Annotated in this window: 26 protein-coding genes and 1 riboswitch; of the genes, 12 read left to right on the top strand and 14 right to left on the bottom strand. The window is 56.7% G+C overall.

What is annotated here, in order from left to right; translation table 11 throughout:
- Positions 1-142: 142 nt before the first annotated feature.
- The 3 genes from CA832_RS14745 to CA832_RS14735 all read right to left on the bottom strand — a co-directional run bounded on the left by CA832_RS14745 (position 143) and on the right by CA832_RS14735 (position 1,812).
- On the bottom strand, positions 143-709 hold the full coding sequence (locus tag CA832_RS14745) for a YkgJ family cysteine cluster protein (protein WP_158211946.1): 567 nt from the start codon (positions 707-709) through the stop codon (positions 143-145).
- Between the two features lie 171 nt (positions 710-880).
- On the bottom strand, positions 881-1,423 hold the full coding sequence (locus CA832_RS14740) for a YceI family protein (protein ID WP_088342407.1): 543 nt from the start codon (positions 1,421-1,423) through the stop codon (positions 881-883).
- Entirely contained in the window at positions 1,420-1,812 is a 393-nt protein-coding gene (locus tag CA832_RS14735) for a hypothetical protein (RefSeq protein WP_143542407.1), read from the bottom strand. The genes CA832_RS14740 and CA832_RS14735 overlap by 4 nt, the downstream gene beginning before the upstream one ends.
- 273 nt (positions 1,813-2,085) lie before the next feature.
- Between CA832_RS14735 and CA832_RS14730 the strand changes: the two genes are divergently transcribed.
- A complete protein-coding gene (locus CA832_RS14730) occupies positions 2,086-2,940 on the top strand; it encodes a DUF5777 family beta-barrel protein (protein WP_088342405.1) in 855 nt (284 codons plus the stop codon).
- A 4-nt stretch (positions 2,941-2,944) separates the two neighbouring features.
- On the opposite strand, the gene gndA is transcribed toward CA832_RS14730, so the two are convergent.
- On the bottom strand, positions 2,945-4,357 hold the full coding sequence (gndA, locus tag CA832_RS14725; protein WP_088342431.1) for an NADP-dependent phosphogluconate dehydrogenase: 1,413 nt from the start codon (positions 4,355-4,357) through the stop codon (positions 2,945-2,947).
- Between the two features lie 150 nt (positions 4,358-4,507).
- On the opposite strand from gndA, the gene zwf reads away from it, so the two are divergent.
- Both zwf and pgl read left to right on the top strand, forming a co-directional pair.
- A complete protein-coding gene (gene zwf / locus CA832_RS14720) occupies positions 4,508-6,034 on the top strand; it encodes a glucose-6-phosphate dehydrogenase (RefSeq protein WP_088342404.1) in 1,527 nt (508 codons plus the stop codon).
- A 3-nt stretch (positions 6,035-6,037) separates the two neighbouring features.
- Complete coding sequence (pgl, locus tag CA832_RS14715; RefSeq protein ID WP_088342403.1) at positions 6,038-6,802, top strand: 6-phosphogluconolactonase; 765 nt, start codon at positions 6,038-6,040, stop codon at positions 6,800-6,802.
- Here the strand turns inward: pgl and CA832_RS14710 are convergent.
- The 5 genes from CA832_RS14710 to CA832_RS14690 form a co-directional block, all read right to left on the bottom strand.
- Positions 6,756-7,121, bottom strand: a complete 366-nt coding sequence (locus CA832_RS14710) for a 6-phosphogluconate dehydrogenase (protein WP_088342402.1) — start codon at positions 7,119-7,121, stop codon at positions 6,756-6,758. The genes pgl and CA832_RS14710 overlap by 47 nt on opposite strands.
- Positions 7,118-8,488 carry a DNA recombination protein RmuC gene (gene rmuC, locus CA832_RS14705; protein WP_088342401.1) on the bottom strand — a complete coding sequence of 457 codons (1,371 nt, stop codon included), beginning with the start codon at positions 8,486-8,488 and terminating at the stop codon, positions 7,118-7,120. Before rmuC ends, CA832_RS14710 begins: the two co-directional genes overlap by 4 nt.
- Positions 8,489-8,554: 66 nt before the next feature.
- Positions 8,555-9,349 (bottom strand): ABC transporter ATP-binding protein, encoded by a 795-nt coding sequence (locus tag CA832_RS14700; RefSeq protein ID WP_088342400.1) that lies wholly within the window; start codon positions 9,347-9,349, stop codon positions 8,555-8,557.
- A 51-nt stretch (positions 9,350-9,400) separates the two neighbouring features.
- Positions 9,401-10,429: an iron chelate uptake ABC transporter family permease subunit gene (locus tag CA832_RS14695; protein WP_394335760.1), complete on the bottom strand. Its 1,029-nt coding sequence runs from the start codon at positions 10,427-10,429 to the stop codon at positions 9,401-9,403.
- Entirely contained in the window at positions 10,426-11,565 is a 1,140-nt protein-coding gene (locus tag CA832_RS14690) for an ABC transporter substrate-binding protein (protein WP_088342399.1), read from the bottom strand. The genes CA832_RS14695 and CA832_RS14690 overlap by 4 nt, the downstream gene beginning before the upstream one ends.
- Before the next feature lie 65 nt (positions 11,566-11,630).
- A riboswitch (cobalamin riboswitch) is annotated at positions 11,631-11,842 on the top strand.
- 71 nt (positions 11,843-11,913) lie between these two features.
- On the opposite strand from CA832_RS14690, the gene CA832_RS14685 reads away from it, so the two are divergent.
- Positions 11,914-13,779: a TonB-dependent receptor plug domain-containing protein gene (locus CA832_RS14685; RefSeq protein WP_088342398.1), complete on the top strand. Its 1,866-nt coding sequence runs from the start codon at positions 11,914-11,916 to the stop codon at positions 13,777-13,779.
- Between the two features lie 52 nt (positions 13,780-13,831).
- Here the strand turns inward: CA832_RS14685 and CA832_RS14680 are convergent, their stop codons facing one another.
- Positions 13,832-15,340, bottom strand: coding sequence for a S41 family peptidase (locus CA832_RS14680; protein WP_088342429.1), 1,509 nt, complete (start codon positions 15,338-15,340; stop codon positions 13,832-13,834).
- A gap of 217 nt (positions 15,341-15,557) precedes the next feature.
- Here CA832_RS14680 and CA832_RS14675 point away from each other — a divergent pair, with 217 nt between their 5' ends.
- The 5 genes from CA832_RS14675 to CA832_RS14655 all read left to right on the top strand — a co-directional run bounded on the left by CA832_RS14675 (position 15,558) and on the right by CA832_RS14655 (position 18,630).
- Positions 15,558-16,067, top strand: coding sequence for an RNA polymerase sigma factor (locus CA832_RS14675; protein WP_088342428.1), 510 nt, complete (start codon positions 15,558-15,560; stop codon positions 16,065-16,067).
- Positions 16,054-16,473, top strand: coding sequence for a hypothetical protein (locus CA832_RS14670; protein WP_088342397.1), 420 nt, complete (start codon positions 16,054-16,056; stop codon positions 16,471-16,473). The genes CA832_RS14675 and CA832_RS14670 overlap by 14 nt, the downstream gene beginning before the upstream one ends.
- A 13-nt stretch (positions 16,474-16,486) precedes the next feature.
- Positions 16,487-17,038, top strand: coding sequence for a DUF4252 domain-containing protein (locus tag CA832_RS14665; RefSeq protein WP_088342396.1), 552 nt, complete (start codon positions 16,487-16,489; stop codon positions 17,036-17,038).
- 49 nt (positions 17,039-17,087) lie between these two features.
- The gene (locus tag CA832_RS14660; RefSeq protein ID WP_088342395.1) at positions 17,088-17,642 is read left to right on the top strand and encodes a DUF4252 domain-containing protein; all 555 of its coding nucleotides are present in this window, start codon (positions 17,088-17,090) and stop codon (positions 17,640-17,642) included.
- 172 nt (positions 17,643-17,814) lie between these two features.
- Positions 17,815-18,630: a mechanosensitive ion channel family protein gene (locus CA832_RS14655; protein ID WP_088342427.1), complete on the top strand. Its 816-nt coding sequence runs from the start codon at positions 17,815-17,817 to the stop codon at positions 18,628-18,630.
- Positions 18,631-18,677: 47 nt separating this feature from the next.
- Here CA832_RS14655 and purB read toward each other — a convergent pair whose 3' ends face one another.
- Positions 18,678-20,021 carry an adenylosuccinate lyase gene (gene purB, locus CA832_RS14650; RefSeq protein WP_088342394.1) on the bottom strand — a complete coding sequence of 448 codons (1,344 nt, stop codon included), beginning with the start codon at positions 20,019-20,021 and terminating at the stop codon, positions 18,678-18,680.
- 36 nt (positions 20,022-20,057) lie between these two features.
- Positions 20,058-20,621, bottom strand: a complete 564-nt coding sequence (locus CA832_RS14645) for an adenylosuccinate lyase (protein WP_088342393.1) — start codon at positions 20,619-20,621, stop codon at positions 20,058-20,060.
- Between the two features lie 30 nt (positions 20,622-20,651).
- Between CA832_RS14645 and CA832_RS14640 the strand changes: the two genes are divergently transcribed.
- Positions 20,652-21,125 carry a heme-binding domain-containing protein gene (locus CA832_RS14640; protein WP_088342392.1) on the top strand — a complete coding sequence of 158 codons (474 nt, stop codon included), beginning with the start codon at positions 20,652-20,654 and terminating at the stop codon, positions 21,123-21,125.
- On the opposite strand, the gene CA832_RS14635 is transcribed toward CA832_RS14640, so the two are convergent.
- A complete protein-coding gene (locus tag CA832_RS14635) occupies positions 21,088-21,780 on the bottom strand; it encodes an SIR2 family NAD-dependent protein deacylase (protein ID WP_088342391.1) in 693 nt (230 codons plus the stop codon). The two genes, CA832_RS14640 and CA832_RS14635, sit on opposite strands and share 38 nt — an antisense overlap.
- A 1-nt stretch (position 21,781) precedes the next feature.
- A complete protein-coding gene (locus CA832_RS14630; RefSeq protein WP_088342390.1) occupies positions 21,782-22,999 on the bottom strand; it encodes a tetratricopeptide repeat protein in 1,218 nt (405 codons plus the stop codon).
- Between the two features lie 36 nt (positions 23,000-23,035).
- Here CA832_RS14630 and CA832_RS14625 point away from each other — a divergent pair, with 36 nt between their 5' ends.
- Positions 23,036-23,689, top strand: a complete 654-nt coding sequence (locus CA832_RS14625; protein WP_088342389.1) for a TrmH family RNA methyltransferase — start codon at positions 23,036-23,038, stop codon at positions 23,687-23,689.
- Between the two features lie 71 nt (positions 23,690-23,760).
- Positions 23,761-24,291 (top strand): SRPBCC family protein, encoded by a 531-nt coding sequence (locus CA832_RS14620; protein WP_317042292.1) that lies wholly within the window; start codon positions 23,761-23,763, stop codon positions 24,289-24,291.
- Position 24,292 lies beyond the last annotated feature (1 nt).

Genomic DNA, 24,292 nt, shown 5'->3' with positions numbered 1-24,292 from the left:
GATCCCGGATTCCCTTCCCTACGCGATGGGAATCCGGTTGTTTGATCGTATCCCGGGAGCCAGGCCAGCGCGGCATTTCCCGGTTAGGTATACTTTACCAGCCACGGTTTTCCTGAGGCTGGTTTTTTTTGCCCGGCCTCCATTAACCACTTTTGCGCGGCCGGCGGAAGCTGTAGTAGGCCAGTACGGCCAGCAAGGCCTGACGGATGGCTTCCCGGATGGGAACCAGTTGGCGGGATAAGGCCGGGTCTATGGCCATTAGGCGGAAATAGTAGTCGTGCATAACCGGTACCTCCCTGCCTTCTGCAACATGTTGGTCGGCCCGTTGTACATCGTACCCCCGTTCTTCCTTGAGCGGTTTGCAGGTGGCCAGCCGTGCCACACCCTGTTTGTCCCGGATAGCTGAAAACCCGAAAAGGCGGCACACCAGACCGCGATGGGGGTACGAACCGCAGAACCCAGGGTCTGTTTCTCGCAACACCGGTTTGAAGAGTGGGCATAACCCGGTGCTTTCCAAAGTAATGCGTTCCAGCCAGGTTTCGGCCTGCCCGGTTTTATACAGGTGGTAGGCTAGGGGTAAAAATTCCAGGGGGGTGGCAGAAATATCCGGATAGTGGCAACAGCGGCCACACCGCGCCAGGCAAGACAGTCCCGTAGCCTGTTGGAAGGCGGCTACCTCCTTCTCCAGGTGGCGGAACTCCCGCTCCACCGCCCGGACTTTAGTGTATATCGACAAGCAATATGAACAAGGCACCAAAGGTACACCATCAAGGGTTCGGTTGTATCCGCCTCCGCAGAGATTCGCAACCCGGTACGCACATTTTTTCGGCTATGCGATTCGGTGTTCCCTGCGGTCGCACAAAAAACCGTTTTAAAGCCCTTACCGGGCGGGTTCCAGCACCAGGGTCACCGTTACCTGAACTTCCCGCGCTATTTTCTTGAAAAGCATTCGGGGTACCTCAATCTCGTGGGCTTCCGAGTCCACGATGAAATCACAACTGAGCGTATAGCTATCGCCCTGCCGGCTGATCAGCACGGGGATTTCCACATCCCGGGTGACCCCGTGGATATCCAGCGCCCCGGACAGGGTGAAGGTTTCCGATGCGCCGTCTGCCAGTTGCAGGGTTGCCCCCAGGGTACCTTTTATAGTGGCCCTGGGGTATTTGTCGGACTCCATGTAGTTCTCGTTGAAGTGTTCCTGCATCAGGCGTTTGCGGAATTCAAACTCCCGGATAAGCAGCAGGACAGCTATCTCGCCAGTGGAGGCATCCAGTGCGGCGCTGATTTGGGTATTGACGGCATTGATATCCTCCAGGGGGGTGGAAGCATTCAGCCGAACCTCCCCGGAAGTGGCCGAGAGTCTGCCCTGTGCAAAAATGGGCTGCGCCAGTAATAACAGCAATACAAACAGGAGTCTTTTCATTCCGGGAAACCTTGGTCTACCCAGTCCGCGATGAGTTGCCGGGTGGCCAGGGGGAGGCGTCCTGCGGGAGGCATCGGGCTGCTGGCGCTGTTGAGTCGGGTCAGCAGGTTCCTGTCGTTTACGGCACTAATCACTTCCTGAAGCGTGGTTAAGGACATGGGGGCCTGCTGGGTAGGTGGGTCCCCATGGCACGAGTTGCAATTGGCCGTAAAGATAGGGCGAATATCGTCTGCATAGGAAAGGTCTGCAGAGGTGTCCGGGTCTGGGTTGGGTGTTGGGTTGTTGGTGTTGTTGTTTTCCGGGGGTACCCCTTCCTCGTTGTCTCCTCCGGAACAGGACATCCCAATAAGGAGGAGGCATAAAACACCTGTGGTGGCAATTCTTTTCATAGCGGTTCTGAGTTGATTTGTCCGTGGCCTTAACCCGGGGCAGAGCGGCAAAAAAGGCTGCTTTGCAGGGTATTTGGGAACGGGATGGTTTTTTGAATAGATGGCGAGTAAGCCCGATGGTTGCGCAAAGCTTAAACAAAATCATCAAAGGGTTTAAATATTTTATTATCAGCCATATGGGTTTCCAAAGAATTTGTATGTTTAATTGAATCAACCGGAAAAACCGGGGGCTTCTGCCGGTTTTTGCCAAAACCCTTAAACAAAAATCCAGCTATGAAAAAGACCATTGCCCTGCTGTTGTTATGCATGCCCTTTCTTCTGTTTTCCCAGGACGATCTCCTGGCTTCCCTGGAGCGGAAAGACACCGCCCGGGTCACGGACTTCGCCTTTAAGGGCCTGAAGATTGTCAATTTCGAATCGACCAAAATGCTCTATAAGCGGGAGTTTTATTTTATCATTTCCCACCGCTTTGGCAGCATCAAAAACGGGATCGACGATTTCTTCGGCCTGGATGCCGCCAATACCCGCCTGCAATTTCTCTATGGGATCTCCGACGGGGTAGACGTTTCTTTTTCCCGGAATTCCTTTAACAAGACCTATGAAACCTCGTTGAAATACCGCCTGATACAACAGGGGCCAGGTTCTCCGGTAACCCTGGTCGGGTATTCCCAGGCGGCGGTCAACACCTTCCTGGACGAGGACCTGGTACAGCAGCCCATCGGTTTTGCGGAACGGCTCTCGGTTACCCAGCAACTGCTGATATCCCGGAAGTTCAACGAGAAACTCTCCCTGCAGCTCATGCCTACCTTCTTCCATGAGGGCTACGTGGATTACGCTCCCCAGGAAAACGCCCAGTTTGTGATGGGGTTTGGCGGGCGCTATAAGCTAGGGAAACGCTGGAGCCTGAATGTAGATTACGGGTGGCACCTGAACCGTGCCGACGGGTCCCCCTTTGTAAACCCCTTGTCCATAGGGGTGGACATAGAGACGGGAGGGCACGTGTTCCAGTTGCATTTTACCAATGCCCAGCCCACTTTCGAGAGCGGTTTCCTGGGGAACGCCGCGGGCGACTGGGGAGACGGGAATATCTATTTCGGGTTTAACCTTAGCCGGGTCTTCAATTTCTAGGCTTTTACTGCCACTCGGTGTGGAAGGTACCATCGCGGTCGGTCCGCTCGTAGGTATGCGCCCCGAAAAAATCCCGTTGGGCCTGTACCAGGTTCAGGGGTAGTCTGCCGCTTCGCATGGCGTCGAAGTAGGACAGGCTGCCGCCAATGACAGATAACGGGATCCCGCTTTGAACGCCCAGGGACACAAAGGACCGTACCCGCGGCAGGCTCTCTCTCAGGTCGCGGGCAAAGCCCGGGGCCAGGATCAGGTTTTCCAGGTCGGCATTTTCCCGGTACGCTTCGGTGATGGAGGCCAAAAGACCGGCGCGGATAATACACCCGGCCCTCCAGATTGTTGCGATTTCGGCCAGATCCAGCTCATAGCCATAGGTTTCGGAGGCTTCCGCCAGCAGGTGCATGCCCTGGGCATAGGCCATTACAAAGGCAAAGTAAAGGGCCGCTTCCGCTTCTGCGGCAAGGGTATCCGCCTCCAGAACCGACCCCTCGGGGGCGGGGAAGAGGGGCTCCGCTTTTTCGCGCAGCGCTTTCAGGGCCGAAATCTGCCGCATGCTTACCGAAGCATCCAGTGCGGGCACGGGGATGCCCAGGTCCAGGGCATCCTGGGAAGTCCATTTCCCGGTTCCTTTTTGTTTGGCCTTGTCCAGGATGTGGTCCAGCAATTCGCCAGTGCCATAGGGGTCGGGCTGGGCGAAGATTTCTGCCGTTATTTCGACCAGGAAGGACTGCAGCCTTCCCTGGTTCCAGGTATCGAAAAGCCGGGCCAGGGACGGGTTGTCCCATTTGCCTGCACGGCGAAGTACATCATAGACCTCGGCTATGGCCTGCATCAGGGCGTATTCAATCCCGTTGTGGACCATTTTAACGTAATTCCCGGCCGATTTCGCCCCCAGGTAGGCCACGCATGGGGTGTCGTCGTATCGCGCCGCCACGGCTTCAAAAACAGGTTTCAGGTAGGCATAGGCGTCCCGCGAGCCTCCGGGCATAATACTCGGGCCCCTGCGGGCGCCTTCGGCACCCCCGGACACCCCTGCCCCGAAAAAGTGGATCCCGGCCGTTGCCAGGGAAGCCTCCCTGCGGTCGGTATCCCTGTAGTGTGAATTTCCGCCATCTACAACAATGTCCCCCTTTTCCAGGTGTGGCAACAAGGATTCTATTACGGCATCCACCGGGTTTCCGGCCGGGACCAGGAGCATGATCCTGCGTGGGCGCTCCAGCCCTGAGACGAAAGTCGCGAGGTCTGTGGTAGCCTTTACACGGCCTGTTTGCGCGCCTGCTTCTTCCAGGGCTGCTACTTTTTCCGGATCCAGGTCGTACCCCAGGGCCGAAAAGCCCTTTTCCGCTACATTGAGAATAAAGTTGCGCCCCATTACGCCAAGGCCGATAAGTCCGAAAACACTGGGATCCGATGTTGACATGGTGTCCGTTTTTACGTGCAGCCGGGCTTTAATCGCCCATAAAATAACCCTATCTTTGGCTGCGCCTCCAAAAATAGGGCAAATTATCCATTTCACGCCCGGGAACACACGCTGCTGGCCTGCGTTCCGGGGGTAGATAAACCGGGAACCATGCAGCGAATACCCAACCAGTTGCTCATTATTTTCGGCGCCTCCGGTGACCTTACCGAGCGGAAGCTCATACCCTCCCTCTTTGACCTGTATCAAGGGGGCCACCTCCCGGAACACTTTGCCGTGCTGGGGGTTAGCCGCAGCAATGGGGACGATGAAGCGTTTCGCAATCGGCTGGCGGTAGACAACCCCCACATCCCCGAGACCATTGGCAACCACGGCCTTCGCAGGGAATTTGCACGTAAGCTCTTTTATTTCGGGTTGGGGGAGAGTTATGATACCGACTACGTGAAGCTGGCGGAGCGGATCGAAGCCCTCCACCAAAGCGAGCAAACCGATGGGAATGCGATGTTTTACCTGTCTGTACCCCCTAAAATCTACGAGTCCGTGGCCCGGAACCTGCACGCCAGCGGCCTGGCCGACACCAGCACAGGGCACAGGAGGCTTATCGTGGAAAAACCCTTCGGGTACGACCTGCAGACGGCCAGGGCCCTGAACCGCGGCCTGCAGCAGTATTTTGACGAAGCCCAGATCTACCGTATAGACCACTACCTGGGGAAGGAAACCGTTCAAAACCTGCTGGTTACCCGGTTTTCAAATTCCATTTTTGAACCCCTCTGGAACCGGAATTACATCCGCCATGTGGAGATCACCAATGCCGAAAGTGTAGGGGTAGGCAAGCGCGGCGGGTATTACGATACGGCCGGGGCACTTCGGGATATGTTCCAGAACCACTTGCTTCAGATCGTTTCCCTGGTAGTGATGGAACCGCCCATAGGCCCGGATGCGGAGTCTATCCGCAACGAGAAAGTCAAGGCCCTGAAGTCGCTGCGCATCATGCGCGACGCCGAAACCCTCCACCGCAATACCATCCGGGGGCAATACCTGGCTGGGCAGGTGGATGGGAAAGAGGTCCCGGGGTACCGGGAAGAGCCCGGGGTAGACCCGCACAGTACCACGGAAACCTATGCGGCCTTAAAATTCTATGTGGACAACTGGCGCTGGGCTGGTGTCCCCTTCTATGTCCGCACGGCCAAGCGCATGCCTACCCGCGTAACCGAAATCGTAATCCACTTCCAGTCTCCCCACCACCAGATTTTCCGGGAGTCCGGCATGGACAGCAAAGACAATAAACTCATTATCCGGATCCAGCCCAACGAGGGCATCCTGATCAAATTCGGGGTCAAAGTACCCGGGCAGGGGTTCAGTGTAGAGCGGGCCAACCTGGAATTCTACTACTCCGACCTGTCGGAAAACCGGGTCATGGACGCCTATGAGCGCCTCCTGCTCGATGCCATGCAGGGCGATGCCACCCTTTATGCCCGTGCCGATGAGGTTGAGGCGGCCTGGGAATTCGTGGACCCCATCCTCGACTTCTGGAAAAAGGGGGAAGGGGTGGATACCTATGGCTATACCGCCGGGATGTGGGGGCCCAGGAATGCAGATGAGCTTTTCGACGGCCCGTATTACTGGCGTAACCCCGGGGAACACCTCCGCGACGACCCCGGCTTCTGTATAATAGACTGATCTATGGAAATCCGAATCCTGAATACCCAAGCCGGGGTCGCCGCCCACATGGCCCGTCGCTTTGAAGGTTGGTGCCGGGAAGAATCCTTCCGGTACCTGGCTCTCTCCGGGGGTAGTACCCCTAAAATCCTCTTCGACCATTGGGCTGCCGATGCCTCCGCGACTGTCCCGTGGGATCGTCTGGAATTTTTCTGGGGGGACGAGCGTTGCGTGGGGCCCGGGGACCCCGAAAGCAACTACGGAATGACCCGGCAGCACCTCTTTGACCATATCAGCGCGGACCCATCCAACATCCACCGCATCAGAGGGGAGGAGGACCCGCAGCAGGAAGCGCGGCGTTACGAGGCCCTTATACGGGATCGGTTGCCCAAAGCTTGGGGTATGCCCCGCTTTGACCTGGTTCTGCTGGGGATGGGGGATGACGGGCATACCGCCTCGGTTTTCCCGCACCAGATGTCCCTTTGGGATTCTCCGCGCGGGTGTGAGGTGGCCACCCACCCGGTGTCCGGGCAACAGCGTATTACCCTTACCGGGGGTTGGATCAACGGGGCCCGACGGATCGTGTTTTTAGTCACCGGAGGTGCCAAGGCCGAAAAAGTAAAGGAAATCCTGGAAGGTAAGGGGGCCGAAGCCCTGTATCCGGCCGCCAGGGTACGCCCCGAATCCGGGGAACTGATCTGGTTGCTGGACCAGGAGGCGGCCAGTGGGTTATCCCCGGAATTTATTGCCGCACATGTGGCGACTGGTCCCGTTCTACCCGGTAAATAAAGTATTTCGTATCTCCCCACCAGGGAAAGGTGGCATAGTGCTCCCGGTAGTAGAGTTTGACGTATTCCCCCTGGTATTCCACCATATTATCGATCACCTCCTGGTCCTTGTCCAGGACCGAAAAGGAGAAGATCTGCGCCCCGGAGATGCCCTGGCTGATTTCCCCTTCCCAGGTTTTGACCACAAAGCCTTTATGGCTGAATTTAATGAGCTCCCCGGACCGAACCCCGTCGCTGTAGGGGACATAGTACAGGAAGGCATAGACCGCAAAAAAGAGGGCCAGGATAATCAACAAGGTCGTAAACAGGGCTTTTTTCATGATCCGATGGCATTTGGGTTGTCCTGTGATTCGTATTCGGGAAGGGGGTCCGCTTCGGTATCGCCGGCGCGCCTGAGCAGCGGCTCCTGCATATTCTTTTTGGCTTTGGCTCCCAGTTTTTTGAGGTTTTCCACACGGGTAACCAGGTTGCCCCGCCCGCCCACGAGTTTGTTCATAGCCCCTTCGTAGTCTTTCTTGGCCAGGTCCATTTTCCGGCCCACCTCGGTGAGGTCCTCCGCAAAGCCTACGAATTTATCGTAAAGCGCGCCGGCCTGACGGGCGATTTCCAGGGCATTGCGCCGCTGTTTTTCGCTGCTCCACATGCTGTCGATGGTCCTGAGGGTGGCTAGTAGGGTACTTGGGGTCACGATGACGATATTCCTGGCAAAGGCCGTATTGTAAATCTCGTTGTCGTAATTGATGGCTATGGTAAAGGCCGTCTCGATGGGAATGAACATCAATACGAAATCCGGGCTCTCCATCTCGTAAAGGTCCTCGTATTTCTTGGCCGAAAGCTGCTCCACATGCCTTTTGATGGAATTCACGTGGTCTTTAAGGTGCCGCTCCCGCTCGGTTTCCTCCGCGTTGACATAGCGCTCATAGTCCGTAAGGGACACCTTGGAGTCTACCACCATCTTATTGCCATTGGGCAGGTGGATTATCACATCCGGAAGCAGGCGGGTACCATCCGGACGGGTAAAGCTCTGCTGTACCGAATATTCCCGGTCCCGTTCCAGGCCGGATTTTTCCAGGACGCGCTCCAGCACCAACTCGCCCCAGTTCCCCTGCATCTTGCTGTCTCCTTTGAGGGCCCGGGTGAGGTTCTCAGCCTCCTGGCTGATTTTCAGGTTCTGATTCTGCAGGTTGAGCAATTGTTCCCGCAGGGCCTGATGGATGCCGTAGTTTTCCTTCCGCGTTTCTTCCACTTTCTTTTCGAAAAGCTGGATGCGTTCCTGTAAGGGGGTCAGGATATTGCGGATGTTCTTCTGGTTTTGCTCCGTGAATTTCAGGCTCTTCTCGTCGAGGATCTTATTGGCCAGGTTCTCGAACTCCTTGGAAAAGGTCTGCTGCATCTCATCCAGGGCCTTGCGCTGTTCCCGGTGTTTTTCCTGCAGGCTTTCCATTTCCGATTCCTTGCGCACAAGGGTTTCCCGCAGGCCCTCGCGCTCCCGTTGTAAGGTTTGGGCGCGTTCGCGCTCCTGTGCCAGGGAATCTCCCAATTGCTCCAGGTTCTGCCCCAGAAGCCGTTCCCTTTCGGCCAGGGCGCTTTGGGCGGATTGGGTTTTCAGCCTGAGGATATAGCTCCCCAACAGGAATCCCACCCCGAGGCATACCACTGCAATGGCAACTGTCCACATCACATCCATGGGAATAAAGCGTCTTTTGGGTAAAGATAACAAGAAGGCCGAAGAATGTATGCAGGAAAGGGCCGATTACTTCCGCACCCGGAACGTTCCCGTTTTGGAGTCGAAGCGGATCGCATCCTCGGGGAAAAGCGTGTTGAAATCCCCAGCTTCTATGAGTTCACAAGGGGCGCCAAAGCGCGCCTGCTCTTCCTTGAGGATCAGCATCAGGTCGCAGAGTTGAAGGGCCAGGCCAATTTCGTGGGTGGTAAAGACCACGGCTTTTGAGGTATCGCGCGCAATCTGCCCCAGGGTTTTCAAAATTTTGACCTTGTGGTAGAGGTCCAGGTGGGTAGTGGGTTCGTCCAGGAGCATCAGGGGGGTGTCCTGTGCCAAAGCCCGGGCAATCAGGGCGCGTTGCAACTGCCCGTCGCTCAGGGTGTGGCAGGCCCGGTGGGCCAGGGTTTCCAGGTCCATGCGTCTGAGGACCTCGGCCACCTGCCTGCGGTCCTCCTCCGAAAACCGCCCGGCCCAATTGGTGTAGGGATGCCGTCCCAGACCTACCATTTCCGCTACGGTCAGGTTCCGGGATGCCGGCGGCTCGGTCAGGACAATGCTTAACAGGGAGGCACGTCGGGATCCCGGGATCGCATCCAGGGACAACCCTTTCCAGAAGATATCGCCACTTAAAGGCGGGTGCAGGCCGCAAAGCGTCCGCAGCAGGGTGGTCTTGCCGACCCCATTGACCCCGACAATGGCGGTCAGGGTTCCCGGGGGGAGTTTCAGGTCTACCGGCCCGGACAGGGATATGGGGGGATTGCTTTCTGCAAACCCAATCCGGAGGTTCCGGACCTCCAGGGCCATTTCTTCAGACAGTGGTTTCATAGGTTCCGGGTACGAAAGTAGGTGCTCCGGCGCAGATTTCCCAATCCCGGGTCAGAACAGCATTTTACTGCGTCGTAGCAGGAGCCAGATTACAACCGGGGCCCCGATGACGGAGGTGATGGCGTTGATGGGCAACACATAGGAGGAGTAGGGGAGCTGGGCCACCGTATCGCAGATGAGCATCAGGCTGGCGCCTACGATCAGGACTGCGGGGAATAGGCGGCGGTGGTCCGAAGTAGTGAGCCACAGGCGGGCCAGGTGGGGTACTGCCAGGCCGATAAAGGCGATGGGGCCGGTAAAGGCGGTAATACCCCCAGCCAGGATTCCCGTGGCCAGGATTACCCAGAAGCGCAGCCTGGGCAGTGAAGTCCCCATGCTGGTGGCGTATTTCTCCCCCAGCAACAGGGCGTTAAGGCCTTTGATCTGGGAAAGGGCCATGATTCCCCCGGCCAGGCAGAGGACCAGTAGCAGGCCCAGTTGCTCCCAGCTGAGGTTGCCCACGCTCCCGTAGGACCAGAACACGAATTGCTGCAGGGCTTCCGCCTGGGAAAACGAGGCCAGTACGGTGACCAGGGCCCCGGTTATACTGCCAAACATCAGGCCTACAATGAGAAGGGCCATGGCGTCCTTCAGCCGGACGGAGACCGCCAGGACCACGGCCAGGACGGCAAAACTCCCCAGGCTGCTGGCCACGGCCAGGCTGGCATCGGAAAGCAGGAAAGCGGCCGACCACGGAAGGAGGGAGGCCCCCAGGATTAACAATGCAGCCCCCAGGCTGGCTCCGGAACTGATGCCCAGCACAAAGGGGCCTGCCAGGGGGTTGCGGAAAAAGGTCTGCATCAGTAGCCCGCTCAGCGCGAGCCCGCCTCCGGCCAGGACAGCCGTAAGCGCCTTGGGCAGGCGGTACTCCCAAATGATATAGCGCCAGGATTCCCCGCTGCCCTCCCCCCCAAACAAGATACTGAGGGTATCCGAAAAGGGGATGCTGGCAGACCCCAGCCCGAGGTTCAGCAGGAATGCCGCGGCCAACAGGAGGCCCATCAGGGAAAAATGGACGGTATGGGAGGCCTTTGGGTTCAAGGATCCAGGGGTTTGTAGAATACAGGTTCATGGTCCGGAAGGAGTCCGGGGTGCAGGTAATGGATGAGGTCTTTGAGGATCAGGTCTGGTCGGGATGGACCCAATTCAAAATAGGTGAGTCCGCCTCCCGGGCCTTTGGATGCGGCATAGGTCAGGACCTTTTTTTCCCGGAAGGCCTTAAACCGCGCATAGTGCGGATCGGCCTGCTGCATCTGCGAATACGAGGTATATTGGGAGGGCGATACCCAGAAGTCTGCCTCCGATGCCTCCTGCAGGACGGCCTCCAGGCTCAGTGAAAGGCTACCGGTCCCGGGGGTATCGCGCCACAGGTAAGCTGCATGCGCATCTTCCAGGAAGCGGGCCGCCCAGCTTTGCCCGCCGGGCAGGTACCAGACATCCCGGTAGAGCGCCCCGCTCAGCACTGTTGGTTTCTCCACGGCGGTGGCAGCCAGTTCCCGGACCCGGAGGTATTCGGCCTCCACCTGTTTAAAAGCCGCTGCGGCCTCCTGTCTTTTATCCAGCAGAAGGCCGAAAAACTTGAGCCACTCGGCTTTCCCGAGTGGGTCTTGTTCCGTCCAGTCTCCATTGTAAATGACGGGGATCCCTGCCCCGAGGATGCCCCTGTAGGCGCGGGGGGCATCGGTTATGCCAAAGCCCACCACCAGGTCGGGCCGGACCTCCAGCACTTTTTCGGTATTCAACTGCTCGTTGGCCCCCAGTTCGGCAATCTCGCCCCTGCCAATCCGCTGGGCTGTCTGTGGCGATGAGATATAGGACAACCCCGGAAAACCGATCAGGGTCTCACCGGCATCCAGGATTTCCAGGGCGGGGATATGTGTTGTGGAGGTCAGCACCACCCGCCGCACCGGGACGGGGATTACCGCATCCAGGGTATCCGGCAGCACAAGACCGGCCTTATCCCGCGGTACCAGGGCGTAATGGTAGGGGCGGTCTGCCCCCGGCCAGGGTTGGGTAATGGTCAGCAGGGTAACCCCGGATGGCAGGGTGCGCGCCCGAAACCCCTTGGCATAGTGTAACGGGAGGGGTTCTCCCTCCGAAACAGAAGAAGTAGCCCCGGGGTTGGGACCCCCGCAGGATATCAGTAAAATGGCCAGTAAAAGGGATTTCCAGTTCATCCAAGTACGATCAGGCCAAAAGTAGCCTTAAAAATCCGCTCCGGAAAATCCGGTAAATAGTGCTACCTTCACCCCCGAAATTAGGTTTCCGGTAGCCATCAGGCGCCGGGATTAAAAGGGAATCCGGTGCAAGTCCGGAACTGTTCCCGCAACTGTAAGCTAAGCCCCGCCAGGCGGGGTGGCCCCTGGCCCGCTTCACGCCACTGCCCGAAATACGGGTGGGAAGGCCGGCCGGGGGTACGCAAGTCAGGAGACCTGCCTTTTTCAAAACGCAGAGTTAAACTTTCGGGATAAAAGTTTAGGTACATCGTATACATAAATGCCTTCCCGTTTTCAATTCCTACAGGCATGAAAACCATTCCATTGGCGGTAGGGGCCCTATTGTTGGCCGTTGCCCCCTCCCTGGCCCAGACCGGGCCCGATTCCACCGTGGTAACGCAGCTCGACGAAGTAGTGCTAACCGATACCCGCCTTCCCCTGCCCCGGGCCCAGTCCGGTAAGGCAGTCATCCGCCTCGATGCTAAGGCCCTGGAGGCCTACCAAGGCGGAAGCGTGGCCGACGTACTCAACCGGCAGTCCGGATTCGAAATAGGCGGCGGCCGGGGGCGTCCCGGGGAAGTCCTCGGGGTCTACGCCCGCGGGGGACGGGGCCGTCAGGTACTGGTGTTGATTGACGGGGTTAGGGTAACCGACCCTTCCTCCTTTTCCCAGGAGTATGACCTGAGGCTTCTTGCCCTGGACCAGGTGGCCTCCATTGAAATCCTCAAAGGGGCCTCCAGCACCCTCTACGGAACCAATGCAGCTGCCGCAGTAATCGATATCCGGACCCGGAAACCTTCGGAAAAGGCCCTGGAAGGGCAGGTACGCCTGAGTGCCGGTACCCAGGGAAGCGCAGAAGACCGCCTGGTCACCTTCGGCCGCTATACCGCGCATGTTGGTGCAGGTGGCAGGTCGGGGGCCTTCCACTACCAGGCCAACGTCTCCTACCAGTTATCTAATGGACTTTCCTCCCTGGATACCGATGAAAATGAAAAGGACCCTTACCGGAACCTCGGTTTTAACACCCGGGTGGGTTGGGACCTTTCGGAAAAAACGGAGATCGGGATCTTTGCGGACCGCACCCGGGTGGTAGCAGACTACGACGATGCCTTTAACGGGTTGGATGCCCCCTTTGAATTCCAGACCGACCAGGAGCGCCTGGGGGTGCGCTTCCGGCATTCTGCTGCGGCCCTGAAGCTGGAGGGCCACATGGCTTATGCGGCCTACTCCTCCGAAAATCGGTCCGATTTTCCGTCTGCCTTTTCCGGGGGGAATTGGACGGGGGAGCTCCTGGCGCGCCGGTCCCTGGGCGAAAACACGACTCTTTTAGGGGGCATAGGCTTTAACCGGGACCGGGCAGACCTGCAGCAACCGGAGTCCTTCACCTTTGTAGATCCCTTTATTAACCTGGTATGGCAGGGCCCCGGCGGGTTAAACCTGAGCGGCGGGGCCCGCCTGAACCTGCATTCGGAGTACGGGACAAAGGGCGTATACCAGCTCAACCCGTCCTGGCGGAAGACTACCGATACAGGCTACCTCAAGGTGTTTGCCTCCTGGTCTACGGCCTATATTACCCCCACCCTCAACCAATTGTTCGGGGCTTTCGGGGCCAATCCGGATCTGGAGCCGGAAACTAACCGCACCTTGGAGTTTGGCCTGGAGGGCCGTAGGCTGGAATCCCTGCGCTGGACCCTGCTCTATTTCAACCGGGAGGAGACCGGAGCGGTGATTTTCGACAATGCCCAATCCCTGTATTTCAACGCGGCAGACCCCATCCGGGTTTCGGGAGTTGAAGCAGAGGTGCGTTTTCGGGCAGCAAAAGGATGGTGGCTTACGGGGAACTACACCTTTACCGAGCGCAAGGGGGATGCTGCCATCCGGATCCCCAAACACAAATTCAACGCGGGGTTGGAAGCACGCCTTGGGGAGCGCTGGGAAGGGCTGTTGACCTATTCCTTTACCGGGGCGCGCCCGGATACCGATTTTTCCACTTTCACCCCGGTGGAACTCGAGGCCTTTTCCCTGGTGGACCTCCGGATTTCCCACCAGGTAATCCCCGACCGGCTGCGGGCATTCCTGGCCCTGGGGAACCTCTTTAATACGGAATTCACCGAGGTGCTCGGGTTCCAGGCCCCCGGGCGCACGGTCCAGACAGGACTTTCCCTGAACTGGTAAGAAAAAAGCCCCTGCAGGATGGCAGGGGCTTACAAGTTTATTTTGACCAGAATTATTGCAGCAGGTCCGGGAGGCGGATATCCGTATCCAGATACATATTGTCCCGTAAGGGGGTAAACATCCCGCTGTGGGTGAAAGGGGTATCAGGGGTGCCAACTTCAAAGCTCCGTTTGGAGCCCAGGCCGGTAATCTCCTGCAGGGCACGGGCCAGCAGGGGCTCATTTTCATCGCCCAGGACGCCCATGTTTTCGATGTCTTCCCGTAACTCAATGGTGGGAGGGAAGCCGGAGGTGTAGTCGGAGAAGCCTGCGGAATTTTCATTGCGGCCCACCAGGGGCTGAATGGCCCAGCGGTTATCCGGGTTAATGGAGCTTTCCCGGGTCTTTGAATAGATGTAGGGCGCACCCGGTCTGCCCGGGTCATCGACCATGGTGAGGCTGAACTCATTTTTGCCAGTGGTGGTGGTGCCAATGGTGATGACCTCGATATAAGGGTTCAGCCCATTGATCACCAGCTCACTGGCCGATGCCGTGCTGCGGGTGGTAAGGATATAAACCCGGTTCAGGTTTAGCGTATTGATCGGGGTCCCGGCTCCTGTTTCCGAGGCGAAATACTCCGTCAGGGCATTCGGGTCATCCTGGGTAAAGGCGGTTTGGATGCGGTCGTTCCAGCGTTGGCGCAAGTAGATATCTGCTGTGCGTTTTCCGAAAATCATGCTCGAAAGCAGGCGGGAGGTATTTACAGAGCCCCCGCTGTTATAGCGCATGTCCAGAACCAGATCTGTGGCACCCTCCTGGACAAAGGAACCAAATGCGGCGTTCAGGTCTTCATCGTATTCGTTGGTAAAGCCGTTGTACATAAGGTAGGCGATGCGCTGACCCTGGATTTCGAAGGTTTTGGCGATGTAGACCGGGTTTTCAGCCAGCCCTTCTTCTTTGACCAGGGGGACTTCCTTTCCGTTGGGGGTACGAACACCCCCGGCCACATCGGCCATCATAAGGGTGTAAGAGGTAGCCTCCCCGAACAGCAGATCGCGGTAATTCCCGCCCGTGAGCATCTGCCCGTCCACACCCACAAATACTTCGCCCCGGGAGATATCGGCGGCAGCGGCACTCGAATTGGGAATGATGTAGCGGACAGTCCCATATACGGGGTCGGAGGCATCCAATTGGCCGTTGTCATTATCATCGTCGTAGGTCAGACCAAATTCAAGGCCATTGCTCCTGGAGATCCCCGCGAGGTTCTGGGTCAGTTCCACAAAGTCGTCACTGAGAAAACTGAAGCGGTCCTGGGAGAAAAGGAGTTTGTTGAAGAAAAAGGCTTCCGGATCCGATTCGGAAGCCAGAAATTCGGTGTATTCGGCATCCGCAGAAAACCGGTCGTCTGCCAGATCCGGGACATCGCCCTGCCAGAAATACCAGATATTCATGGCCTTCCACATGAAGTCCTGGGTATCGAGGTCGCCCGAGGCGCTCGGCCCCCCGGGGTCTATGATGGAATCGTCATCTTTGCTGCACCCTGCAAGGACGAGCAGGGCCAGGGGGTAGGCATACTTTTTCATGGTCAATTTTTTATGGATCGGGAGCAAAAACCATTCCAGTTTTATGGGTCCTCGCCGGGGGACAAACCGGCTGCGGGGCTCCGATCCCATAGCTTTATTTGGCCTAAATTAGCGGATACGGGCCTAAAAAAAAATTTTTTGTAACAAAATCCCTAGCGTTTCGTCTTCCTGTTGTAACGCACTAATGAAGGTGAAACAAACGACCCAACCCCTTGTAATGACGCAATCTGAGTTCTTACACATTGTGATGCCGTTCAAGGACAAGCTCTACCGGCTGGCCAAACGCCTGCTGATCTCTTCGGAGGAAGCGGAGGATGCCACCCAGGAAGTGCTCATGAAGCTCTGGGCCGGGAAAAAGCAGATGGAAAGGTACCGGAACGTGGAGGCCTTTGCCATGACCATGACCAAGAACTTCTGCCTGGACCGCCTGAAATCCAAGCAGTCCGGCAACCTGAAGCTGGTCCACAGCAATTACGCGGAGGAGGGGGCATCCCTGCAACGCGAAGTGGAAACCCGCAACAGTGTGGAATGGGTGGAACGCATCATGGAGGAGTTGCCCGAACAGCAGCGCATGATCCTGCAGCTCAGGGATGTGGAAGAATACGATTACGAAGAGATTGAAAAATTGCTCGATATGAAACCGACGGCCATCAGGGTTGCCCTTTCCAGGGCCCGAAAAGCCGTCCGCGATAAACTAATTGAAAAACACCGTTATGGGATCGGATAGAATTGAACAATTATTGGAGAAGTACTTCGAGGCGGCCACTACCGCAGCGGAGGAGCGCGAGCTCCGGGCGTATTTCACAGGCGGGGACATAGCACCCCACCTGGAGGCATACACCCCCATGTTCGCCTTCTTTTCCGAGGCCAGGAAAGAGCGCTCAACACGGCAGGTACCACTAAAACCCAGAACGTACACGTACCAGTGGTTATCCATCGCCGCCGCAGCAGTCCTCATGTTTGGCCTGTATTTCGGGTATGAGTACCGGGAGCAGCAGCGGGCGGAATACGCTTACGCACAAACCCGCAAAGCCCTCGGGATGATTGCCCAAAACCTGGACCGCGGCACCGCCAAGGTGGCGCACCTGGGTGAATTTGAAGAAGCAAAACAAAAGATTTACAAAAACAATTAAAAAACGCAAAACAATGAAAAAGTATGTCGCCTTAACCCTTTTGCTGGTAACCCCCCTGTTGGCCGGCGCGCAGTCCATCTTCGACAAATACGAGGATATGGATGAGGTCAGTTCGGTGATCGTCAATAAAAACATGTTCGAACTCCTGGTTAAGATGGATGTGGATGTGGACGAGCCGGAAGCCAAGGAATTTATGGAGATCGCCAAGAGCCTGAGCGGGGTCAAGGTCTTTATTACCGAAGACTCCAAGATCTCTGCAGACATGAAGGCCACGGTAGACCGCTACCTGAAGTCCTCCTCCCTGAGCGAACTGATGCGCGTGAAGGACAAGGATGCCAACGTGAAATTCTATATCCGCGAAGGCAAGGACAGCGACCACGTGAGTGAACTGCTCATGTTCGTGACCGGGATCAAGAATATGGACGTAGAGGTCAATGACCGCCAGGTGGAAACCGTACTGCTTACCCTTACGGGCGATATCGACCTGACCAAGATCGGCTCCCTGACCAAGAAGATGAACCTGCCGGAGGAATTGAACAAGGCAGGCAAACAAAAGTCTGAGTAACAACAATGCCGGGCGGCGGGTAACCGCCGCCCGCTTAAACCCAACCACCATGAAACGAATTTACGACCTGAAAGCGTGGATGTTTGCAGCCCTGGGGCTGCTGATGCTCCTGGGGAGTTGTTCCTCTACCCAAAGCCTGCAGGAATACTACGTGGACAATGCAGAAAACCCCAACTTCCTTTCCCTGGATATCCCTGCGAGTATCCTGAAACTGGACCAGGTGGAACTGGACGAAACGGAGCGGGAAGCCCTCGGGTCTCTGCGTAAGCTCAATATCCTGGCATTCCGCAAAACCGAGGCCAACCAGGACGCCTATGATGAGGAAAGCGCCAAGGTCAAAGCCATCCTCAAGAACCCGGATTTCAAAGAGCTGATGAAGCTCAATACCCAATACGGCAAAGGCGTGGTGAAATACCTGGGCTCCGAAGACGCCATCGACGAGGTGGTTATATTCGGCGACAGCCGAGACAAAGGGTTTGCCCTGGTACGCGTGCTGGGCAAAAAAATGAACCCGGCTCATTTTATGCAGGTCATGCAGGCCATCCAGAACTCCGACCTGGAAGGGGAGGGGCTGGGCGACCTCGCCGGTTTGCTTAAAGGTTAGGCCTAAACACAGATGCCTTCCAAAAGGAGGGTAACTCGACCCGAAAAAAGAAATCCCGCTGCCTCTAAGGCAGCGGGATTTCTTTTTTTGTGTCCCAATGCCTACCTTTTGAGCCATAAACCTTGGGTTGGCGCCCCCCCGAACCATCCCCCTTTCAAAAACACAAACCATTATGGAAGAAGCACAAATCTGGTGGGACAAGGCTGTTGACTTTGCCGCCGACTATGGCCCCAGGGTCCTGGGAGCCCTGCTGATCTGGATTATCGGCGCCTGGGTGATCAAGCGCCTGGTCCGCGCCTTGCGCCGGATGATGAACAAAAGCACCTACGACGAATCCCTCCAACGGTTCCTGCTGAACCTCCTCACCTGGGCCCTCCGGGTGGTCCTGATCCTGGTGGTGATCCAGAAACTCGGGGTCGATGTCACCACCTTTGCCGCGGTAATAGCCGCTGCGGGTCTGGCGGTGGGCCTCGCGCTGCAGGGGTCCCTCTCCAATTTTGCCGGGGGGGTCCTCATTATGATCTTCAAGCCCTATCGCATCGGCGACCTGATTGAAGCCCAGGGGGTCCTGGGTGTTGTCCGGGATATCGAGATTTTCACCACCAAACTCAGTACGCCCCAGAACAAACTGGCCATTGTCCCGAATGGGGCCATGGCCAACGGGAATATTATAAACTATACGGCCCAGGGCAAAATCCGGGTAGACACTGTGGTGGGGATCGGGTATGGGGAGGACATCAAAAAGGCCAAGGAGGTACTCCTGGAAGTGCTCATCTCAAACCCCAGGGTACTCCAGGACCCAGCTCCTTCGGTGAATGTCCTGGAACTGGCGGACAGTTCCGTGAACCTTGCGGTGCGACCCTTTTGCCAACCCGAGGATTACTGGGATGTTTATTTTGCCACCTACGAGGGGTGCAAACTGGCCCTGGACAAGGCCGGTATTGAGATACCCTATCCGCATAGCGTGGAAATACACAAACAGGGATAAGTCCTGAAATCTGAGAAAAAGGCTGCCGGGAGGCGGCCTTTTTTTTATTAGATCCCGGTATAGGATTCCGGACGGATGGCCCGGAGCTCCTCCCTAACAGCTTCGGATACCTCCAGGGTATCTACAAAAGCGGCCAGGGTGGTCGCGGTGATCTTCTCGTTGGTCCGGGTAAGGCCTTTCAGGGCCTCGTAGGGGTTGGGGTACCCCTCCCGGCGCAGGATGGTCTGGATAGCCTCTGCCACCACCGCCCAGTTGTCTTCCAGGTCCTGGGCAATACGGCCCGGGTTCAGCAGGAGTTTGCCCAGCCCTTTGAGGGTGGCTTCGAAGGCGATAAGGGTATGGGCCAGGGGGACCCCGATATTCCGAAGCACGGTACTGTCGGTAAGGTCGCGCTGCAGGCGGGAAACGGGGAGTTTGCCGGCCAGGTGTCCGAAAAGGGCATTGGCAATGCCGAGGTTCCCCTCGGAATTTTCAAAATCGATAGGGTTTACCTTATGCGGCATGGCAGAGGACCCTACTTCCCCGGCTTTGATGCGCTGCTTGAAATAATCCATGGAGATGTAGGCCCACATATCGCGGTCCAGGTCTATCAGGATGGTATTAATCCGTCGCAGACCGTCAAAAAGGGCCGCCATATGGTCGTAGTGCTCTATCTGGGTCGTCGGGAAGCTGTAGTGCAACCCGAGGCGCTCCTGCACAAAGCTGCGGCCGAAGGCTTTCCAGTCCGTTTGGGGGTAGGCAACGGCATGGGCGTTGAAGTTGCCGGTTGCCCCGCCAAACTTGGCCGCGGAGGGCACATCGTTGAGCAGGTCGAACTGTTCCCGCAGACGGGCTGTAAACACTGCAATCTCCTTACCCAGGCGGGTAGGGGAGGCGGGCTGGCCGTGGGTGCGGGCAAGCATCGGGATATCCTCCCACTCCTGGCTAAGGGCCTCGAGTTTTTCCAGCACGGCCTGGTAGGCCGGGATATATACATCGCCAATGGCCTCCTTGAGCGAAAGTGGGATAGCTGTGTTGTTGATGTCCTGGGAGGTCAGCCCGAAATGGATGAATTCCTTAAAAGCCGAAAGGCCAAGGGCATCGAAGCGCTCCTTGAGGAAGTATTCCACGGCCTTTACGTCGTGGTTGGTAGTTCTTTCAATCGTTTTGACTGCCTGGGCATCTTCCAGTTTAAAATCCGTGTAGATAGCCCTCAGTTCCGGGAAGCGGGCCGGGTCCATGCCCTGGAGTTGCGGCAAAGGGATTTCACAAAGGGCGATAAAGTATTCCACCTCTACCCGGAGGCGGTAGCGGATTAGGGCAGCCTCGGAGAAGTAATCGCTCAAGGGAGCAACTTTGCCCTGGTACCGCCCATCGATGGGCGAAACGGCTAATAGCGGGTCGGAAGCCATAAGGCGTGGTCAGTTTAGAAAGGGCAAAGATAGGGATTACCCGGATTTATCCATTCGCTCCAGGATCTTGCGCGCCCGCGCCTGGTACCCGGCGCTGCCCTGGGCGTAATGTTGGTCCAGGATGGCCTTGAGTTCCTGGTGTACCCAGGGGATGTCCTGCCCCAGCAGGTAAAGCGTTTCCATGCTGTAGGCCTGGGGGGCCACCTTATGCGGGCCAATGAGCCAGTCGAAACAGGCCGCTGTGATTAGTTCCCGGTGCCGGAGGGTTAAAGGGGGGGCTTTCTGCTTCCCGTAATAGGCTTTCACCAACAGTTCACAGACCTTAGCCGCCGGCCTAATAGAAGATTCTTCCCGGAGTGCACCCAGCCCTTCGCAAAACGGATCGAGGTGGTCGTGGAGGAGGGTAGGGGACGCCTTGTAGACAAATTCCAGGATCCAGAATGCCCGGCTGCCGATGGCATCCTGCCGCCCTACCCCGATCTGCAGCAGCTCTTTCAGGGTCTCCGGTTGTGCGAGGATTTCACGTGCCATGGCCGCCCGGGCCTCCCGGGTGGAGGTGACATAATCCAGGCGCGATAGAAGTTGGGAATTCAGCTCCAAAACCGTACTTTAGGTGAAAAGTATACCATTGTGAAAATAGGAAAAAAAATAGCCTGGGCCCTACTGATTGTCTTTATCGGCATGCAGTTTATCCGTCCTGAAAAGAACGAAGCCACTGGAGACCATATGGCGGTCTTCCTGCAGGAAACCAACCCTCCCGAGGACGTGCGGGGAATTTTGAAAACAGCCTGTTACGACTGCCACAGCAACCAGACCGAATACCCCTGGTACAATGCGGTGGCCCCGGTATCCTACTGGCTTGCGGACCACGTAAAAGACGGGAAGCGACACCTGAATTTTTCGGCCTGGACTTCGTATGACGCCAAGAAGAAGGAGCACAAACTGGAGGAAGTAGTGGAAACGGTAAAGGAGGGGGAAATGCCCCTGAAGGAATACACCTGGACCCACGAAGGAGCGCGCCTGACCCGGGAACAGCGCGAGGCAGTGGCCGCGTGGGCCCAGCAATCTAGGTCATTGTACGAACCAGCTGCCTCACAAGAGTAGGCAGCCCTGTGGAAGCCTTTTCGGCCAGGATTTCCAGGCCGCTAAAATCCCCGGGCATCACATTGGGCCTGGGGTCTACAAAGTATAGTGGGCTTGCTTTTGGTTTGTAATGCACCAGCCCTGCCGCGGGGTACACCTGCATAGATGTCCCCACAATAATGAGGATATCGGCCTGGGCTGTGACGGCTGCCGCCTTACCCAATAGTGGAACTTCCTCCCCAAACCAGACAATATGTGGCCTGAGCTGATAGCCTGCGGGGCAGGTATCCCCCAGGCAAATGTCTCCCCGATGCAGAAATATGTCCTGTGAGGGCCCTGTACTCCGGGCTTTGATGAGCTCCCCATGCAGGTGGGTGACCCGGGTACTCCCGGCCCGTTCGTGCAGATCGTCTACGTTCTGGGTAATGATTTCCACCTCAAAATGAGCTTCCAGCCCGGCCAGGGCCAGGTGGCCGGCATTGGGGGCTACTTCCCGGAGTTGCCTTCTGCGCTGGTTGTAAAATTCCAGGACAAGCTCCGGGTTGCGTGCAAACCCTCCGGGGGACGCCACTTCCATAACATCGTGCCCTTCCCAGAGCCCGTCCGCATCCCGGAAGGTCTTGATGCCACTATCTGCGCTCATGCCGGCGCCGCTGAGGACTACGATCTTTTTCATCTTACAGGTGCCGGTCTTTCCATTGGCGGTATCCGGGGGTTTCCATAAACACCGCAAAAGGGTTTTCCATTCCCTCCTCCTCCGATTCTATATAGGTCTGTAAATCTTCCGGGGGCACGGCATAGGTGTTTTTCAGGGTGTCCAGCTGCCCCAGCAGGGCGGAATAGTCCTTTGTCATGGCAAGGGCAGACATATAACTCAGGCGTCCCTCCATAAAATCGGGATATTCCCCAACCAGGGTGTGGAAACGCGCTACTGCAGCCGGATAATCCCCGGACTGGTAGTACAGATTCCCCCGCATGAGGTTCAGGAAGCTATCCCCCGTCTCCGTTTCGAGGATCTCCAGGATGCGCAGGGCGCTCTCGAAGTCCTGGTTGAGGACGTAATAATCCAGAGTCAGCAGGGCCATGGTGGGGTCTTCCGGGAGGATCTCCATCATAGACGCCATGGCCTCCATATAGGTTTCCTGGTCCAGTTGGGATGCCATCTGAATCCGCAGTGCCAGGATGGATTTCAGGTTGCGCATGGGGCCTTCCAGCATGCTGAGCTTATAATACGCCTGCCCGAAGGAGCCGCTTTCATAAGCCCGCATGGCTTCCAGCATCCGGCTGGTGTCCTTGAGTTCCTGCGGATTCATAATCCGCCCGAGTAATCCGGAGGGAAGGCTCGCCAGGAATAGGTTGCGCGTGGAGGTGCTTAGGGTCTCCCCGCTTGCATAGATATACAAATCTTCCAGGTAAAGGGCGTCTTCGGACTTGCGCAGGATATAGTCGTGATAGTTGATCCCGGATTCGGAGTACAACCGGTACATCAGGCGGTAGGTTCGGAGCCCTTCGTCGAAGTAGAAGTACAGAAAATCGTAGAAGCCCCCTTCATTCAGGTTCTCGATCAGTTCCTGGGGAAAGGTTTTGATTTTAGCGGTAAGGCCTTTTTTGAACTGCTCCCTGTAATTGGACAGGTCCTGGTGTTCCCTTGGGAGTTCCAGGGCCAGGTCCATGAAACGGTCCCAGTGGAACATGGCGTTGAAGGTATCGGCATCCTCTTCGTAAAGGGCCTCTGCCAAACGGACCCCAAAGGCCTGGACCAGGGAGTCGTTTTCCGGGGTTTCCCGCATCAGCAAGGCCTTCTCCGGGGTGGGAGACTGTGGTGCTTCGCCCCCGCAGGAGGCCAGGACCAGCGCCAGGGCCAAAAGGAGGAATTCAATGGGTTTTTGTATCATTAACAGATGAAAAGCGATTTCCCGTAAAAGATAGGTATGGATGCGGAATTACTGAAATATCTCGAGGGATTTGTCAGTGCCCGGCGCCTGGAACGGTTCAAAACCGTGCTGGAAAACCGTACGCGTTACATTACCGTGGCCCTGGAGGATGTTTACCAGATGCACAACGCCAGTGCCGTGGTTCGTTCCTGCGATGTCTTCGGGTTGCAGGAGGCTCATCTAATAGAGGCCCGGTACGGTCACAGGCTGGATAAGAATATCGCCATGGGCGCCCAGCGATGGGTAGACATCCAGAGGCACAGCACAACGCGGGGGTGTGTGGACATGCTTCGGGCCCGGGGATATCGCATAGTTGCTACCTCCCCCCACCAGAAAAGCCATACCCCGGAGACCTTTCCCCTGGACCAGCCGCTAGCCTTGTTTATGGGTACCGAGAAGGAAGGTCTCAGCGAAGAGTTATTGGGGCTTGCGGATGCGACCATACATGTCCCCATGGTTGGGTTTACCGAGAGTTTGAATATTTCGGTAGCAGCTGCCATCCTGTTGCACCACCTTACCGGGAGGTTGCGGGCTTCGGACCGGCCCTGGCAGCTCACAGAGGACGATAAGCTGGCCAAAAGGTGGGATTGGGCCCGGAAAACAGTGAAGTCCGCCGATGAAATTCTTGCGCGATACCAGGAGCGTTCCTGATTTTTCGTATCTTCAGAAAGCTGAACCTGTGTACCTCAACAGGTTAAGCAACCACTAAAACAACCAGAACCATGATGACCACCCTGTATGTGCTGGCTGGAATACTGCTCCTGCTGCTCCTGCTCTATGTGCTGGCGCCTTCGCGCTATGAGGTTTCGCGCAGCATCGAAATTAACCGCCAACCCGCTGAGGTCTTCCAATACCTACGTTTATTAAAAAACCAGGACGCCTGGTCTCCCTGGGGGAAACGCGACCCCGATATGAAACAGGAATTCCGTGGAACCGACGGGGAAGTGGGTGCGGTAAGTGCCTGGGAAGGCAATAAGGAAGTAGGCTCCGGGGAACAGGAGATCACCCGAATAGAACCCGGAAAGCGAATCGAAACCCAGCTGCGGTTTTTAAAACCCTGGAAATCTACCTCCGATGCCTTTATAGAAGTAGCACCCTCGGGCTCGGGGAGTGAGGTGCGCTGGGGTTTTGCAGGTAAAAACGGCTTCCCCATGCGCTTTTTTATGCTGTTTATGAATATGGACAAAATGGTGGGTAAGGATTTTGAGGAAGGTCTCGCGTCTTTAAAGGAAATCCTGGAGCAGGAAAAATAGG

Source organism: Robiginitalea sediminis (assembly GCF_002198115.1).
In the GTDB taxonomy this organism is placed as follows: Bacteria; Bacteroidota; Bacteroidia; order Flavobacteriales; family Flavobacteriaceae; genus Robiginitalea; species Robiginitalea sediminis.
Note: the sequence above shows the minus strand (reverse complement) of the source record. Positions and strands in the feature narration are given on the sequence as shown.

Excerpts from the sequence above, each read along its gene's own strand:
- CA832_RS14740 (WP_088342407.1), bottom strand. The coding sequence starts at position 1,423 with ATGAAAAGACTCCTGTTTGTATTGCTGTTATTACTGGCGCAGCCCATT.
- CA832_RS14735 (WP_143542407.1), bottom strand. The coding sequence starts at position 1,812 with ATGAAAAGAATTGCCACCACAGGTGTTTTATGCCTCCTCCTTATTGGG.
- CA832_RS14730 (WP_088342405.1), top strand. The coding sequence starts at position 2,086 with ATGAAAAAGACCATTGCCCTGCTGTTGTTATGCATGCCCTTTCTTCTG.
- gndA (WP_088342431.1), bottom strand. The coding sequence starts at position 4,357 with ATGTCAACATCGGATCCCAGTGTTTTCGGACTTATCGGCCTTGGCGTA.
- zwf (WP_088342404.1), top strand. The coding sequence starts at position 4,508 with ATGCAGCGAATACCCAACCAGTTGCTCATTATTTTCGGCGCCTCCGGT.
- pgl (WP_088342403.1), top strand. The coding sequence starts at position 6,038 with ATGGAAATCCGAATCCTGAATACCCAAGCCGGGGTCGCCGCCCACATG.
- CA832_RS14710 (WP_088342402.1), bottom strand. The coding sequence starts at position 7,121 with ATGAAAAAAGCCCTGTTTACGACCTTGTTGATTATCCTGGCCCTCTTT.
- rmuC (WP_088342401.1), bottom strand. The coding sequence starts at position 8,488 with ATGGATGTGATGTGGACAGTTGCCATTGCAGTGGTATGCCTCGGGGTG.
- CA832_RS14700 (WP_088342400.1), bottom strand. The coding sequence starts at position 9,349 with ATGAAACCACTGTCTGAAGAAATGGCCCTGGAGGTCCGGAACCTCCGG.
- CA832_RS14690 (WP_088342399.1), bottom strand. The coding sequence starts at position 11,565 with ATGAACTGGAAATCCCTTTTACTGGCCATTTTACTGATATCCTGCGGG.
- CA832_RS14685 (WP_088342398.1), top strand. The coding sequence starts at position 11,914 with ATGAAAACCATTCCATTGGCGGTAGGGGCCCTATTGTTGGCCGTTGCC.
- CA832_RS14680 (WP_088342429.1), bottom strand. The coding sequence starts at position 15,340 with ATGAAAAAGTATGCCTACCCCCTGGCCCTGCTCGTCCTTGCAGGGTGC.
- CA832_RS14675 (WP_088342428.1), top strand. The coding sequence starts at position 15,558 with ATGACGCAATCTGAGTTCTTACACATTGTGATGCCGTTCAAGGACAAG.
- CA832_RS14670 (WP_088342397.1), top strand. The coding sequence starts at position 16,054 with ATGGGATCGGATAGAATTGAACAATTATTGGAGAAGTACTTCGAGGCG.
- CA832_RS14665 (WP_088342396.1), top strand. The coding sequence starts at position 16,487 with ATGAAAAAGTATGTCGCCTTAACCCTTTTGCTGGTAACCCCCCTGTTG.
- CA832_RS14660 (WP_088342395.1), top strand. The coding sequence starts at position 17,088 with ATGAAACGAATTTACGACCTGAAAGCGTGGATGTTTGCAGCCCTGGGG.
- CA832_RS14655 (WP_088342427.1), top strand. The coding sequence starts at position 17,815 with ATGGAAGAAGCACAAATCTGGTGGGACAAGGCTGTTGACTTTGCCGCC.
- purB (WP_088342394.1), bottom strand. The coding sequence starts at position 20,021 with ATGGCTTCCGACCCGCTATTAGCCGTTTCGCCCATCGATGGGCGGTAC.
- CA832_RS14635 (WP_088342391.1), bottom strand. The coding sequence starts at position 21,780 with ATGAAAAAGATCGTAGTCCTCAGCGGCGCCGGCATGAGCGCAGATAGT.
- CA832_RS14630 (WP_088342390.1), bottom strand. The coding sequence starts at position 22,999 with ATGATACAAAAACCCATTGAATTCCTCCTTTTGGCCCTGGCGCTGGTC.
- CA832_RS14625 (WP_088342389.1), top strand. The coding sequence starts at position 23,036 with ATGGATGCGGAATTACTGAAATATCTCGAGGGATTTGTCAGTGCCCGG.
- CA832_RS14620 (WP_317042292.1), top strand. The coding sequence starts at position 23,761 with ATGATGACCACCCTGTATGTGCTGGCTGGAATACTGCTCCTGCTGCTC.